Origin of the sequence: Salicibibacter kimchii (assembly GCF_003336365.1) — a bacterium.
GTDB lineage: Bacteria > Bacillota > Bacilli > Bacillales > Marinococcaceae > Salicibibacter > Salicibibacter kimchii.
In genome coordinates, this window is record NZ_CP031092.1 from 1546351 (window position 1) to 1559835 (window position 13485).

Genomic DNA, 13485 nt, shown 5'->3' on the forward strand with positions numbered 1-13485 from the left:
AGAAAAAGCCAATTCAATCCCTCCGTTCGCTATTAAAACATAAAAAAGACCACAGCCTTCTCAAAACGGCCGTATCCCGCCCTTTTGATTGCTGTGATCTTCTCATTGACTCTGATCATTGCTTATTAACTTATCTTTAGTATACGGGAATTTTTTTTTGACGTAAAGGAAACCGTCATCCAAACGTTTACACTTCTCTATACTTAGCCTCAGATTTTTTATTTTGCCATGGGATTATCATCCATATAAAGATGATCCCTACCAATAATACTCCACAACCTATGTAGAGGATTTCATACCCAAAGTGAAAAGAAAGCAGAATAAAACCAATTGCAGGTCCACACGCGGCACCGAAATCTTGAACGACAGAATAGTAAGTAAAAAAACGAACCCGGTTGCCAGATGAAGCTGCATCAACGGCGAGAGCATCCGTTAACGTAGTAAGCGCTGTACAAGCAACAAGTACTATTAGTACAATCAGTATCCAAGCCATCGGATGAAAATCAAACGGGATCAATAAGAAACTTGTGGCGCCTACAGATAATGACCCAATAAACATCGGTAATCTGCCATATATTCCATCAGACCAACGTCCGATTTTCTTGGCTAAAAATGGTTCCCATCCCCATCTTAGAGCTTGTAATGCCCCTGACAATGCTGCTGCGGTAATCATTATCTCCCAAATATGGATCTCTTCTCCATAATGGTAAACAATGAGAGACGAGAGCGTAGCCATAAAGACACCTTGTACTAAAAAAGTAATTAAAAAACCGGTACTCATGATTAAGGGGTTCCTTAACAAAATGTCTTTCCCCAAAAACTCTTTCGTTCTCTTACGCTCAGCAGGTTTTTCATCTTCGTCATTTTTAAAAAAAGCTAGCAATAAGATCGTTCCAGTAGCTGATACAACCCCAAAAGAGATAGATACCCAAGACAACCCAAATACCGGTGTCAATGCACCACCTACGAGCATTCCCACGAGACTCCCCAAACGATGAAGGCCATTGTACACGCCCATAGCTTCTCCATGCTTTCCTTGTTCCCCATAGAACGCGACTACAGATAAACCGCCAATTCGCAAAAATGACCAAGCTAACCCCCATAGAGCACGCAAAATGAGCCAAGCAATAAATCCTGAAACGATGCCATATCCAATTGTTGTAACCACACTTATAATAACTGCAAATAAAAGTCCGGTTTTCAACGAAATATTTTGATAAAGCCAACCAACGAATGGATTCAAAGGCAAACGTACCAAGCGGTTAACAGCAAGCAATACACCCACTTGCCACAATCCGTCTAAACCTGCTTCTCTCCAGTAAATAGGAAGCGCAATGTAAAGCATAGAATCTCCAAGTAAGCAAAATGCAGTAACCAAAGCGATGGTTGCAATGTTTCGATCCGCTTTCTTCATATTATCCGAAATTTGAACACTCTCCTATGCTAAGCCCATAAAAATGCAAAATCCTGAATTTAATGATAAGGTAAATAAGACGAATTATTAGCATATATATAAAGGATTTTTACAAATGAAAACAAATCTACATTTAAATGACATTGTACAGTCACAAGTAATCTCGGCTATCGACTCGAAGGATAAAATTCCTATAGCAATTAATAGTGAATGTAATGTAGCTTTTCTTTTAACAGGTGATATTCTTGTCCTTCCTTCATATATAAAACAACTTCATGATGCAGGAATGGATGTTTTTGTTCACATGGATTTCATTGAGGGGCTTGCAAGCGACAAGAGCGCAATTGATTATATCGTAAAAGAAATAAATCCAATTGGCATTATTACCACGAAAAGCTTTGTAATTAAACTAGCAAAAAAACAAGGACTTCAAACGATTCAAAGATTATTTTTGATTGATGGGAACGCAGTGAATAAAGGAATCGAAATTACTCAAGTTTCAAAGCCGGATGCTATCGAATTACTACCCGGTATTATCCCTAAAGTTATTGATCGATTCACTAAAAAGAGTGAGCTCCCCATCATTGCCGGGGGGCTTGTTGAGCATCCTGAGGAAATTCATATGGCCCTCGAAGCTGGTGCACTCGCTGTCTCTACAGGAGCACAGACATTGTGGAATCAAGGTTTCTAGCGCACGTGTAACCACATCACCCTACAGTCCAGTATTCCAAAGATCGTTCGAAGTCATAGACACTGCCAGTGCACCTGTTTCTAATGCTATATGAATTTCTTGTATTGTATCTATGAGTCCCCCAACAATTATCGGCAAATGACTAGTAGTCGCAAACTGGTTAATAGCTTTTGGAAGAACTCCTGGCATTAACTCTATAGCATCAGGTTTTGAATCTTTAACCATTTCAATTCCTTTATTGATAGCATTTCTATCTATGATGAACAACCTCTGAATGGTTAGTAAATTATATTTTTTCGCGACTTTTACGATGTAACCCTTCGTAGTGATGATACCCGTTGGTTTAACTTTTTCTACAATGAAGTTTATTGCACTTACATCATTTGAAAGCCCTGCTATCAAATCCATATGTACGAAAACATGCATATCTGATTCCTTTAACTTTGCAACAAAATGGGGCAAGGATAAAATGTTTCCTTGAAGTAAAAATGCAACATTGCAAGATGAATCTATAGCTTCTTGAATTTGGTTTTCAGAGCTAATTGCCGCAATAACTTGCGATTCTATAATGTCATCCATTGGAATGAGTGTTTTTGTCATAATAGCAATCCTTTATCCTTTATATACTGAGCAATTCCTCTACACTATTTAATACATAATCAGGCTTAATAGTATGACTATAAGCTAATTCTTCAGATGTAACACCTGTTAAAACGAGAATGCTATTCCATCTATGGAAATTAGCCATTGCAATGTCTGTTTCTAAACGATCTCCCACCATGTAGCAAGAAGCTTGTGGTAAATCTAATGCTTGCTGTATTACATTAACAGCAATAGAAGAAGGCTTACCAGCAATATTTTGTATAGCTTCCCCGGTTGCACCTTCGATCGCGCCAATGATCGCTCCACAATCGGGCAAAGGGCCTGTGTCAGAGGGACAAGTACGATCAGGATTAGTCGCTATAAATTCTGCCCCTATTTCCCAGGCTCGAAAAGCTTGATGCAACTTTACATAGGTGAAATCACGATCCCAAGAAATAACAACATAATCAGCATCCATCGGATTATGCGTTATTGATATACTATGATTTTGTAACTCCTGAAATAACGGCCATTCCCCTAATACCCATACTTTATCATCAACTTCTAGTTTTTGTTTAAGATAAAGTGAAAGTATATAATTAGAGTTGTAAATTTCATCAAACTTAGCATCAATTCCAAAAGCAGCTAATTTTTTTTGAAGGTCATAGCGGGAGTACAGGGGATTATTAGAAAGGAATATCACCTTGTCTCCACGCTGTTTTAAAACATGAAGTGTATCTGCTGCTCCTTCTATTGCTTTTTCACCTAGATAAATGGTTCCGTCTAAATCAAAGACATAGCCTCTCATCAATTTTGCCACTCCTAATAAAGTGCGTTGTTTGATATTCGATTTCCAATTGCTTGCAATACTAATACCAGGACAATAATGACCACGGCCATTGCAGATGCATTATACATATCCCCGCGCATAAGGTTTTGAAATACTTCCAGGCTCATAGGAGACCACTGTGTGGGAGCCATTAATATTGTTATGCTCGTTTCTCTAATAACTGTAACGAATACAAGTATAGAACCTGCAGCAATTCCAGGCAGCATTAATGGTCCTACAATCGTAATAAGGGACATGAGTTTTGAAGCTCCTAAATTTACAGAAGCCTCTTCAATGTCAGACCGAATAGCCATCATACTTCCCGTTGTTGACCTAATCATATAAGGTAATCGACGAATGGCATAAGCGACTATAAGGAGAAAAGCTGTTCCAGTTAAATGTAATGGTGCAGTATTAAATGTTTGAATTAAGGCTATCCCTAAAGCGATTCCAGGAACAACCAAAGGTATGGTGGCTAGAAAATCAAGTTTCGATGCTTTTTGTCTAACCACAAAATATGAAATGAACGTCCCGACAATCACGCAAATAATAAGCGCTCCTCCGGCCAAAACAATACTATTAAAAATATTATCTGCTGACCTCGTGAAAATAGTTTGATAGTGATCAAACGTAAGCCCTCGGGGTAATAGATCAGCCCCCCAAGTAGTTGCCAGAGACTGCAACAATACTGATAAAATGGCTAGAGTTGGTATAAGTACAACGATTCCAGTGTAAACGCTCAACGTAATCTTTACTGCTTTATTGTTGTTTAACTTTGTAGCCTTGGGCTTCCCGGATAACGTTCCATAATCCATTTTTTTAGTCAGCAATCGCTGAAGCCAGAAAAAGATTCCGGCTACCACCACCATAACAAGCGTCAAAATAGCAGCGCCTCCCCAATTAAAAAAACCAGTTATCTCTCGATAAGCCTCAACAACAATCAAATTGAGACCATCAGGAGCAAGAATAATGGGGGTTCCAAAATCAGAAAAGCTAACTGCAAAGATCAGTAAACCACTGGAAATTAACCCTGGTAATGCTAAGGGCATAGTCACGAAAAGCATTGTTGACCAGTTCCGGGCTCCCATATTTCGTGACGCTTCTTCCAATGAAATATCAGCAATTTTGAATGCAGCCACCATTGGCCATAATGCTAACGGAAAAAAGAAAAAAACTTGTACAAGCACTATGGCAGTCATTGAGTAAACATCAAACAAACCAGCCTCAGTACCAAAGATGGAATTATATATTTGACTTATCCAGCCGGTTCGACCAAACATAATAATGAATCCAGCTGCGGAAATGAACGTTGGCACAACCACAGGCATTGTGCATAGGGCAGCAAAAATCCCCTTAAATGGCATAGAAGTGCGAGCAAATCCATAAGCAATAGGTAAACACATTAGTACTACAATAATCGCGACACTTACTGAAAGCAACAAGCTATTATTTAATGCTGCAAAATAATTTGTTCCCCCTGTAAACAATTCACGAAATTGTTCCAATGAAGCATTTGCAATCCGTCCAATATTTTCAGCTAATATATTAGGATCAACAAAAGAACCAAATATATTAACTGGCTCATCAGTGAAACTTATGATGAAAACAGATATTAAGGGAATAATAAGAAATACAGTAAAAAATCCAACAATCAGCCATTTTATAACTTGTAAACTATCTATTTTGTTAAAGAAATTTTTAATAGGGCTTTTCTTTTGTTGTGTTGAGTGTGGAGTAGTGTTTGGTGATAGCTTCATAGAAGTACCACCCTCTCTTCAGGAATATATAAAATTATGTTATCCCCTTCTTCATATACGGGAGTACCTGATGTGAAATCCTCCTCAACCGTGATACCCACTCCCCCAATAACGACATCATAACGTATTAAAGGCCCGAAGTAGGTGCTCATCGTTACCTGGCCTTCTATAATGTTTTTTCTATCATTTTTTTCTTTCAGAATTTCAATTCCTTCAGGCCGTATCAATGCCCTTTCTGCGGATTTAGTTGATGAATAATTTGTGAACAGTATAAAATTGTCATTAATTTTAATACTTTTTTCATCCTGTGTAGTATCTACTTTATAGATGTTAGAAGAACCAACAAAATCAGCTACAAATGGGGTCCTTGGTTTGCTATATAATTCCGTAGGTGAAGCTTCCTGGATAATTTCACCATCCCTCATTACAGCGATACGATCCGCCATACTCATCGCTTCCTCTTGATCATGTGTAACAAAAATAGTTGTGATTCCGAGTTCTTGTTGTATTCGACGTATAGTCGCTCTCATCGTATTACGTAATTTTTTATCAAGATTTGATAACGGTTCATCTAATAACAACACAGTAGGTTCCATTACAAGAGCTCTTGCAAGTGCAACACGTTGTTGTTGTCCACCTGATAATTCGCTGACTCCACGATCTGCGAAATTTTCAAGTTCAACATATTCCAGAATGCTCATGACCTTTTTATAAATAGCATCTGTAGGTTTTCCAAGTCTACGACTCATGAGACGAGCGAAACTCTTTATCTTTTTCCCAAGGGAGCCACCATATAAATCACGAATAGTCAAACTGTAAGCAACGTTTTCAAATACATTATAATGCGGAAAGAGTGCGTAGCTCTGGAATACCATTCCGCAGTCACGACGATTGGCAGGAACTTGATTAACCAATTCGTTCCCGATATAAATTTCGCCGTCAGTCATTTCTTCAAAACCAGCTATACAGCGCATAGTTGTGGTTTTTCCACAACCCGATGGACCTAAGAGGGCATAGAACTCGCCCTCTTTGATATTTAGGTTTACATCTTTCAATGCTTCTACATCTCCATAATTCTTAACTAAATTGTTTACTGCTATCGAACCCATGATCTTCACACACCTTTTCTTCGTTGCTATTGATATCTTGCTTGCCACTCATCACGAGCATCATCATAATTTTCATTTATAAAATCGATATCTAGATCCATAGCGTTATCCTCTAAGCTTTCAGCATCAAGAGGGGTTTGTGACTCAACATCGGGATGTAAAGGAATATGTCCCCAATCAGCTTTAATTTCCTGCCCTTCTTCAGAAAGTAGAAACTCCATAAACTGTTGTGCACCCTCAGGATTTGGTCCATCCTCAACAACAGCAGCAGGGTTAACTAAAACAGGTGTAGATTCAGGAACGTGAAAATCAACCGACTCTCCTCGATCCTGAAATTGATAGGCCATAAAATCAAATCCAATACCGATAGATGCTTCACCTGACGTTACAGCTTCTGTTGGTGAAAGTCCGGAATCCGGCATCGCATTCATTTGCTCCACAAGTTCATCAAAATACTCCCAGGCATCTTCTTCTCCTTTATCTATTAATTGACTGAGAACAAGTAAAGTTGCTGTACCGGATGCAGCGGGGTTAGGCATTTGGAGTTCGTCTTCCCAACGTTCGTCAAGCAGATCATCCCAGGTTTCCGGGAGTTCATCTTCTGAAACTAGCTCCGGATTATATGCAAAACCAAGTGCAAATAGCTCTACACCCACATACATCCAGTCTTCATGCCGCATTCTTATATCATCTTCAGTGACATCCCAATCGCTTGCTGCTTCAGGCTGGTATGATGTAATGATCCCTTGTTCTATAGCATTTTCAAAAGGCATGAACCCACCTCCTCCATACCACACATCAGCTTGAGGGTTATCCGCTTCGGCCATCATTTGATTGACAAGTACATTCGTTCCCGCATATTCAACGTTCACCGGCTCTCCGTATTCTTCTTCGTAGGCCTCTGCCAACTCTTCAGACATTTCGGGTGTTTCCGGTGAGTACAAAGTAACTCCCGATCCCTCTCCACCACCACATGCAGATAATAATGCAAGTAATCCTCCAGACATCCCTATAGCCTTTTTGCTTAAATTCATTTTTACTCCCCCTCGTTTTTTTTTAAATTTCTACATAAAACAATAAAAAAACGACCACAACAAACTACAGGAAATAGAATTTCCACATAGACTGCTAGGGTCGTCTCCTCATCTCTACCCTAATATTCTGCATGTAATCCCTTACATGCAATTAATTAAGTCAAAGTGTATACTATGTTCACATATCTGTCAACTATCATTCAGAAATTTAAATTTTTTATTCTTAAACTGATCTTAAAAATAGCCCCTTATTATTATTTTATTGCCACTTTTCCATTAAAAGATCAGCTTGAAGCACAAGACTATCAAAAACCTCATCAATTATCCATTCATTACTGTGCTGATAATCAAGTAAATCCTTAAATCCTTCTACATGATTAACAACTTTGTGTGGTTCATCTTGTTCCTCATAATGACCTACAGCAGTTAAATGAAGATCTAGGGAACGGACAGTTTCTTCTTTCTCAATTGAACCTTCTTCGTCAAATTGTTGAATAAGGGTTTTGATATAAGAAGTATCTAAGAATTCTGTAATAACATCCTTAAATCGGTCTGGATAATCAGTAAACAATCCTGTAACTCCTCATTCTAGCGCTGTTTCCATAGTTTCTTTATCGTTAACCGTATAAGGATGAATATGCAAGCCATAATCTCTGACAGTCTCAACATATTCATCATTAATGTTATTAAAGTTAGGTCCCACCCCTGTAGCATACTCCATTATCTCTTTAAGTTCATCTTCTTTCTCTTCATCTAGAGCTGGATCACCAAGTAACTGAACGAGTGGCAAAGTCGGATCCATAGACGTAAGCCGCTCCACCGCTTAACTTCCAGATCAACCACGTATCAGATAACAAGCCCCATTCTCTGTTATTCCCCGTGCACCTTCAACATGATCAAGCATCAATTTTACTATTGTTCTTAAAAAATAAGCAAAGGCCCTGTTTTCTGTCTTAACGTTCCATTGAGTTCATCTTCCTTTAGCTGATCAATGATCGGTGCCGTTTGCCGGGATTACCACCCGAGGGCATTATACATCGGCCGAACTGTATGTTTATCCCAAATCACCGTTGTTTCCCGATGATTCATAATCCCGAGGTCTGTAAAAAGGGCAGCGATAACCGCGGATATCGAATGACAAATTGGAAGGAATCATTGACTAACCTCAACTTCGTGTACAGGGTTACGATGCATACCATCTGCCGTGACATGTATTTGCACATAGTAAGTTGATGCCGCTGCAAAATTATAATTAGCTGTATATATACCGTTTTCCTCGTGTTCAGCATGAATTGTATCTCCCCTGTTTACATCCTCTTCAACAGGCCAAACTTCAAAGAATATAACGTCCGCATTTTCGATTGGTACTCCTTCCAAAGAGACTTCTGCTTGCAAAGACTCCTCCCCAACAGTTGCCTTTGTGTCATTTATTAACTCAATATCTATAGTGGATTCCCCAGATGTTCTTTCGGTTGTTGTTTCCATCTCTGCGCTTAACATCATACCCACGTATGCAATCAACACAAATAAAACGATATGGGCCGGGGCATACGTAACAGATTCCATCTTACCAACACTAAAAATAAATGAGGCAAGAATTGTCCCTGCTGTTACAAGCAGTAAAAAAGTTGGGAAGCTCATCTTCCAGGTCACAACTTTCCCTACTGAAAATTCCGATGTAATCATTTGCATTGCGTACTCCGACATATTCGTAAATTCCAATGTTTCTAATACGTCATGCGGAGGTTGATGCTCAGCCATCACCGCTGTCACAATGAAAACAAAAGTGAGTACAGCACTCTCCATTTTCAGCGAAAAGCGCGGTGTCCTTTTTGCTCCCTTACCCAGTCTTTTTTTCATGATAAAGCCGTGAGCAAAACCATAAAAAACGAGCGGAATAAACAACAAATGCTTGAGTAATTGCCACTGCCCGTAAGGAAGTAACCAGCTATTCGTATATTCCGGGGTAATCAAAGTGAGCATGCCCAGACCACTTGCAAATAACAGTAACACCATCGTAATGGCAAATGGGGTGAACCAATCAAAAAAACGAACCCACCGATCTTCGCCGGTGGAGAAAAACCCAACAACAAGCAGTACCCCTGTCCAAGCCATAGCTGTAGCCATATGAATCCCATCAAAGAGATAACCCTGATTCGAAAGCGACGCCGGATGTGAACTCCATGCCGATGCCAAAATCATGCCCATGATAGGGATTAGGAGGAAACAGCGTCTTTTTTCCTTCAAGGTGGAACGAGCGATCAAGGTGACTGCAAGAAGCAAGACGAAAGCAATGAATCCTTGCCCGATGTTGAACTCAAACAATACAGAGCCAAGCGCCGTAAGCAAAGGATTCTGGGAAATGTTCGCCGTCTGTTCAGCAACCAGACCGAAAGGGATGAAGCTGAAAACAATCAGCGCTATTGTAAGCACCGGAATAAGAAAAGACGGAACATGCAACTTGGGCCGCTTATCACCTGGGATGGTCTCCAAAATATGAATGCCAACAAAAATGGCAAGAGCGAGAAAGAGAGCAACGTCTGCAATAATGACCATTGCTTACGCTTTGTTCCTGCGCGTAATAAAAAAAACGAAAGCGCCGATAATGATGAGTGCAAGAACAGCGGTCATCATCCAACCCGCGCCACCGTCGGCTTCGGTCGTTTCGGCCGCAGCAGTTTCTTCTTCTTGGGTTGAAACAGCCTCAGTTGCTGCCTCTTCTTCATTGGCTTCTTCCTCGCCCGACTCCTGTTCAACGAGGTTTTCTGTTCCGTTCACCGTTTCGTCCTCTTCGTCAATGGCTTCATCAGTGTCAACTGTGAATACGACTTCACCTTCGGTTGTATGCCCGTCCTCTCCAAGCGCTTGCCATTCTACCGTGAAATCTCCTGAAGGGAGTGGCTCAGCGAGTGTAGCGACATAGTCTGGGCTTTCCACGCTTTCCTCGGTAATTTCATATTCTTCTCCTTCGTCATCGGAAACAGTGGCCGTCGTTGCCGATTCGATGCCCGCGTCAAAGGCGAGCATGATGGTATCGACGTCTTCTTCAGTCGTCGAATCTTCGGCAGGTTCAGACTCTTCTACATGCGAGTGCGCAGAAGTTACGGACATGAATGACAACGATAGGACCCCGGAAATTATCAAAATAATTAGGTATTTTATAAATGTCATAGTTTCCTCCCCTATCTTTCGCTATTTATAAGGAAATTAGACGTGTTCTGCCTCCATCGTGTTTCTTTTTTTCCGGTGCACAATTTGCGAAACATAGATGCCAAATTCATACAGCAACATGAGGGGAATAACAAGCAAGACATCAGATAAAAAATCAGGAGGTGTGATAAGGACAGAAAATACAACCATTCCAAAATAAGCATACTTTCTGATCTTGCGCATCTGCTGAGGAACGAACACACCTAAAGACGTTAAAAACATCATAACGATCGGTAATTGAAACACGAAGCCAATCGGTAACGTTGTCATAAGCAAGAAAGAGAAATATTGCTGCGCGGTAATCATCATGTCAAAATGAATGGCTCCCAGTCCGATCAAGAATGAATAAACGATGGGAAAAACAATCAAATAGCCGAAAAGCAAACCTAGAATAAATAAAATGGCGCTTCCTGGTATATAGGTCAAGATCATTTTGCTTTCCTTATCGTTTAAAGCCGGTTTGGAAAACTTCCATATTTCATAGCCTACGTAAGGAATAGAAAGACCTACAGCTAACACTAAACCTACAAACACGTAAATGCGCATAACTTCCATAGGACCCAATAAAACTAGAGAAGTGTCCGTCGTAGAACCGTGCGTGATTAGATACGGAATAAGCCAATGCATCAATATGATCATAACAACGAGGACAACAGCTAAAAACAGAAGTGATCGAATCACCATGCTACGCAGTTCACCATAATGTTCTAACGCTGTTTGATCTGTTATTTGATTTTCAACCATGGATTCGATCACTCCCGCAACCTAAAATCATCTACTTACGCACAAACAGCCGATAAATAATTTTACTCGTTTTTCGTAGTCTCTGGTTCCTTTGTTTCATCAGATGAAGACTCATCTTTTTTTGCCTCTCCATGCTGCTCATCGTTTTCATCGTTTTTTAGATTCACATCATCCATGATCTGATTGGTGGATTTTTTAAAGGCGGATAATGTTTCACCAAAAGCCGAACCAATCTGTGGCAATTTTTTGGGGCCGAAAATCAATAGCGCTATTAACAATATAAGGATTAACCCAGGTATACCAATGGTTCCAATTCCGCCCATATTACTCGCCCGCTTTCTTTATAGAGTCCTACCGTACGTTAAACATTCCGATTTGAACTTTTGCTTCTCACTAATTGACCTCCACCATTGTTCATGTATTGCTTAATTCCATCCGCTGCTCTATAAGCAAGGGCTCCAACTGTACCTGTAGGATTATAATTTCCAAAGTGGGGAAACGCAGAAGCTCCTACGACAAATAAATTTTCTGAATCCCACATTTGCAGGTAATTGTTAACAGCAGAATTTTCGGGATCATCACCCATTATTACCCCTCCAGCATAATGCCCTCCAGTAAATACATTATCAAACTCTTCGGGGACTTCATCTTCATCAACTATATCTGCACCCATTTCTTCCATGACCTCTCTGCAAATCTCAATACCATATCGAATAAGATTTTTATCCTGATCGGTATATTCATTTGTCACGCGAAGAAGCGGATCACCATATCTATCCGTGTAAGTAGGATCAAGATCTAGATAATTAAAATTCCATGGAAGAGTCCCGGGTTGGAAGCGTACATGAAGATTTCGATTTGCATAGAACAGAGATTTTTCTTTGAATTCCTGCCCCCAATTTGGTGTTTCTGAGGGTACATGATTACTTTGAATAGGACCGTCTCCGTATTGTCTGATCTCTACCTCTCCACCGTGAATGAAATCAAGGGCTGTATGATCAACATTATCCCCACTAAAATCAGTAAAATTAGCTCCGAGTGCCCCTGCTCCCATGTATAAATTGAACTTCTTATCATCAAAAAAGCCTCTAGCACCCATCATTGATAAAAAGTGTCCAGTAAAGTTTTTACCAATAACGCCTTCATCTGTTTCAGGATTATATGGTGTACCAATTTCTGAGAGTAATAACAAACGAGTATTTGTGAATGTAAAGCCTGCAAGCACAACAGCATCAGCAGGCTGTTCATATTCAATTCCCGTAGTCGTATCTTCATAGATTATACTCGTCGCTTTTTCTCCATCATAATTAACACGGGTTGCATGTGATTTCGTTCTAAGTTCAAAGTTACCGGTTTCTTTGGCTGTAGCTAACACCGTAACTATAGGATCACCTTTTGCACCATAATCGCATCCATATGCGCTGCAAAAAGCACAATATTGACACTCATTAATAGTTTGTCCGTCAGGATTTTCATAATTTGTTGTACTATTAGCCGATGGATGTTGATAAGGATGATACCCTAAATTTGTGGCAGCTTCTTTAAAAAGGGTAATATTAGGAGTTTCAACCATCGGCGGATTAGGATATGAATCTGATCTGGGTGGACCAATGGGGTCTTCTTCTGCTGATATACCCGCTGTTTTTTCATACTGGTCATAGTAGGGTTCCATTTCATCGTAAGAGATTCCCCAATCCTGGATCGTCATGCCTTCAGGAATTTTTTCTTCCCCATAGCGATCGACAGTTTGACTGTAGATCTCGAAATCATAAGGCAAAAAACGAAATGTTGCTCCCGACCAGTGGACACTCCCTCCGCCTACATCATTGCCCACATTCATGTCATCTTGTGTTCGTACCGGCAAGGCTGTAATGTCTCGTTTATGTCGAGACGTGACCGTTTCACTGGATAAATCTTGCATCATTTCATGGCGCGATGTAAAACGTAGCTCATCTTTTACATGAACATAATCTTCCACAGCTTTTTCTTCTCCTCGTTCTAAGCAGACAACTTCATAACCTTCTTTGGCCATTTCGGCACTTACGATACCACCAGCCCAACCGCTCCCTACGACAACGACATCAACTTTATCCAATTGTTCTGGCATTTTATCCC

14 protein-coding genes are annotated in these 13485 nt (G+C 40.1%); 1 reads left to right on the forward strand and 13 read right to left on the reverse strand.

What is annotated here, in order from left to right:
* Positions 1–187: 187 nt before the first annotated feature.
* Positions 188–1414, reverse strand: a complete 1227-nt coding sequence (locus DT065_RS07720) for an MFS transporter (RefSeq protein ID WP_114372242.1) — start codon at positions 1412–1414, stop codon at positions 188–190.
* A gap of 115 nt (positions 1415–1529) precedes the next feature.
* On the opposite strand from DT065_RS07720, the gene DT065_RS07725 reads away from it, so the two are divergent.
* Positions 1530–2105 (forward strand): glycerol-3-phosphate responsive antiterminator, encoded by a 576-nt coding sequence (locus DT065_RS07725; protein ID WP_114372244.1) that lies wholly within the window; start codon positions 1530–1532, stop codon positions 2103–2105.
* 21 nt (positions 2106–2126) lie between these two features.
* Here DT065_RS07725 and DT065_RS07730 read toward each other — a convergent pair whose 3' ends face one another.
* The 12 genes from DT065_RS07730 to DT065_RS07785 form a co-directional block, all read right to left on the reverse strand.
* Complete coding sequence (locus DT065_RS07730; protein ID WP_114372246.1) at positions 2127–2705, reverse strand: glycerol-3-phosphate responsive antiterminator; 579 nt, start codon at positions 2703–2705, stop codon at positions 2127–2129.
* Positions 2706–2724: 19 nt separating this feature from the next.
* A complete protein-coding gene (locus tag DT065_RS07735; protein WP_227002768.1) occupies positions 2725–3495 on the reverse strand; it encodes an HAD-IIA family hydrolase in 771 nt (256 codons plus the stop codon).
* 14 nt (positions 3496–3509) lie between these two features.
* A complete protein-coding gene (locus tag DT065_RS07740) occupies positions 3510–5273 on the reverse strand; it encodes an ABC transporter permease (protein WP_114372250.1) in 1764 nt (587 codons plus the stop codon).
* Positions 5270–6382 (reverse strand): ABC transporter ATP-binding protein, encoded by a 1113-nt coding sequence (locus DT065_RS07745; RefSeq protein WP_114372251.1) that lies wholly within the window; start codon positions 6380–6382, stop codon positions 5270–5272. Before DT065_RS07745 ends, DT065_RS07740 begins: the two co-directional genes overlap by 4 nt.
* A 26-nt stretch (positions 6383–6408) precedes the next feature.
* A complete protein-coding gene (locus DT065_RS07750; protein ID WP_114372253.1) occupies positions 6409–7416 on the reverse strand; it encodes an ABC transporter substrate-binding protein in 1008 nt (335 codons plus the stop codon).
* A 259-nt stretch (positions 7417–7675) separates the two neighbouring features.
* Positions 7676–7987 carry an FIMAH domain-containing protein gene (locus DT065_RS07755; protein WP_114372255.1) on the reverse strand — a complete coding sequence of 104 codons (312 nt, stop codon included), beginning with the start codon at positions 7985–7987 and terminating at the stop codon, positions 7676–7678.
* A 12-nt stretch (positions 7988–7999) separates the two neighbouring features.
* Entirely contained in the window at positions 8000–8236 is a 237-nt protein-coding gene (locus tag DT065_RS07760) for a glycerophosphodiester phosphodiesterase family protein (protein WP_335743583.1), read from the reverse strand.
* Positions 8237–8568: 332 nt separating this feature from the next.
* A complete protein-coding gene (locus DT065_RS07765) occupies positions 8569–9972 on the reverse strand; it encodes a CopD family protein (protein WP_114372259.1) in 1404 nt (467 codons plus the stop codon).
* Positions 9973–9975: 3 nt separating this feature from the next.
* Positions 9976–10587 carry a copper resistance CopC family protein gene (locus DT065_RS07770; protein WP_114372261.1) on the reverse strand — a complete coding sequence of 204 codons (612 nt, stop codon included), beginning with the start codon at positions 10585–10587 and terminating at the stop codon, positions 9976–9978.
* Between the two features lie 36 nt (positions 10588–10623).
* Complete coding sequence (tatC, locus tag DT065_RS07775; RefSeq protein WP_114372263.1) at positions 10624–11370, reverse strand: twin-arginine translocase subunit TatC; 747 nt, start codon at positions 11368–11370, stop codon at positions 10624–10626.
* Between the two features lie 62 nt (positions 11371–11432).
* Positions 11433–11693, reverse strand: coding sequence for a twin-arginine translocase TatA/TatE family subunit (gene tatA / locus DT065_RS07780; protein WP_114372265.1), 261 nt, complete (start codon positions 11691–11693; stop codon positions 11433–11435).
* Between the two features lie 38 nt (positions 11694–11731).
* A complete protein-coding gene (locus tag DT065_RS07785; RefSeq protein ID WP_114372267.1) occupies positions 11732–13477 on the reverse strand; it encodes a GMC family oxidoreductase in 1746 nt (581 codons plus the stop codon).
* Positions 13478–13485: the final 8 nt, after the last annotated feature.